The organism is Sphingomonas segetis, from assembly GCF_009720245.1.
Classification (GTDB): domain Bacteria; phylum Pseudomonadota; class Alphaproteobacteria; order Sphingomonadales; family Sphingomonadaceae; genus Sphingomicrobium; species Sphingomicrobium segetis.
The window spans coordinates 1-1,436 of the sequence record NZ_WJSQ01000283.1 but is presented as its reverse complement, the minus strand read 5'-3'; the positions used below and the strand labels follow the sequence as shown (position 1 = coordinate 1,436).

Sequence of the window (1,436 nt, the reverse complement as noted above, 5' to 3'; positions counted from 1 at the left end):
AAGGGCGGTGATGCCGAACATCGTTCGTCCCCGTCCGCTAGTGCCTAAGGCCCCTTCTTCCCGCCGAACACGCCGCTCATCGTCCCGCTGTAACCATTGATCGCGTCCTTGAACGGAGCGTTCCAGCTGCCCATCAGCTCGGCGCCCCTGGGCCCGTTGAACCTTCCCTCGAACGACGACGGGCCGTCCGCTCCGGGCGGCGCGATGAAAGCGCCGGAGAACGTCGTGCTGCCGCTCGAATAGACCGTGTTGGTGAAGGTGTAGGTGCCGAGCGAGTACGCGTCCCACTCCGGTGCCCAATATGGCTTCATCTCGCCGCTCAGCGTCCCCGCGCCGAAATCGAAGCTGAAATCGATGGAGCCCCACACGGGAAGCTTGTCGCTCGTCAGACCCCTGATGCTTCCTGCATAGGTTGCCGAGCCCGTGAGCGGCACGTCCCCAGCGGCGGTCGGAATGCCATAGACGAACACCCCGTCCACAAGCCAGGATGAGTCCGATTGCCACCATGTGGCGAAGCTCGTGTACTTGAGGTCGGACGACGCCGGCCAGTCGAGGGTGACGTCGACCGCCTGCAAGCTGGTGGAATTACCCTTCGACACGTGGTTGTAGGTCGAGGTGAGGTCGATCCATCCGGTTTCGTCGAAGGATCCGTTCCCCCCCGCCGTCACCAGCTTGCCCGCGTCGAAGCCCGGAAGCTTGACCGTGTAGCTGTTGTCGGCGGCCGAATAGCTGAACTCGACTCCGCCGCTGCCGCCGACCGCCGTCCCGCCATCGCCAAGGTGCGCGCTGTAGGTGGCGAACGACGCCGCGCCCGTCAGGCCGATCGGTCCATCGGGAAGCGGCGGGACCGGCGGGGGCGTCGGTGTCGGTGTCGGAGTCGGCGTCGGCGTCGGCGTTGGGGTCGGCGTTGGGGTCGGCATCGAAGCCACGCCCCCTCCTCCCCCGCCGCACGCGCATAGCATGAATGGCAGCGCTGCGGCGCCGATCAGAGGCGAAGTCCGTGTCATCTGCTTCTCCTGTGGTCGATGTCGAGTGTCGGCCGACGCGTCCTTCCGCGAGGCACCGGCTAATGCTGCTTGCCGACGATGGCCCCTTCCATGACGCCCCATTTGGTCGGCTCCCCCTTGTCGTCCCAGTCGAGGAACGGCGCCTTGAAGCTGGCCATCAGCTCTTCGGCATTGGGTCCCGTGAAGCGGCCTTCGAATGACGAAGGCGTGGGGCCCTTGAAGTCGAACGACCCCGAGAAGGTCGTGCTTCCGCGAGAGAAGACGGTATCGGTGAACGTGTACCGAGGCAGATCCGGCGACCCGAACGCGCCGTTGGTCTCGGGATCCATGTACCCCGACAGCGTTCCGGCCCCGAAGTCGAACTGGAAAAGCGCCGTGCCGTAGATCTGCCAGTCGCCGGCATGCCCGGTGAGCTCGGCGTCATAGCTC

At 65.6% G+C, this 1,436-nt stretch carries 1 protein-coding gene and 1 pseudogene; both read right to left on the bottom strand.

Going from position 1 to position 1,436, the window contains the following annotated elements:
* Positions 1-44: 44 nt before the first annotated feature.
* Entirely contained in the window at positions 45-920 is an 876-nt protein-coding gene (locus tag GH737_RS15945; protein ID WP_338061789.1) for a transferrin-binding protein-like solute binding protein, read from the bottom strand.
* A gap of 146 nt (positions 921-1,066) precedes the next feature.
* Positions 1,067-1,436 (bottom strand): annotated as a pseudogene (locus GH737_RS15600) (transferrin-binding protein-like solute binding protein); the annotation flags it as partial.

Bases quoted from the DNA above. Each gene is read 5' to 3' on its own strand.
- GH737_RS15945 (WP_338061789.1), bottom strand. From the start codon at position 920: ATGCCGACCCCAACGCCGACCCCAACGCCGACGCCGACGCCGACTCCG.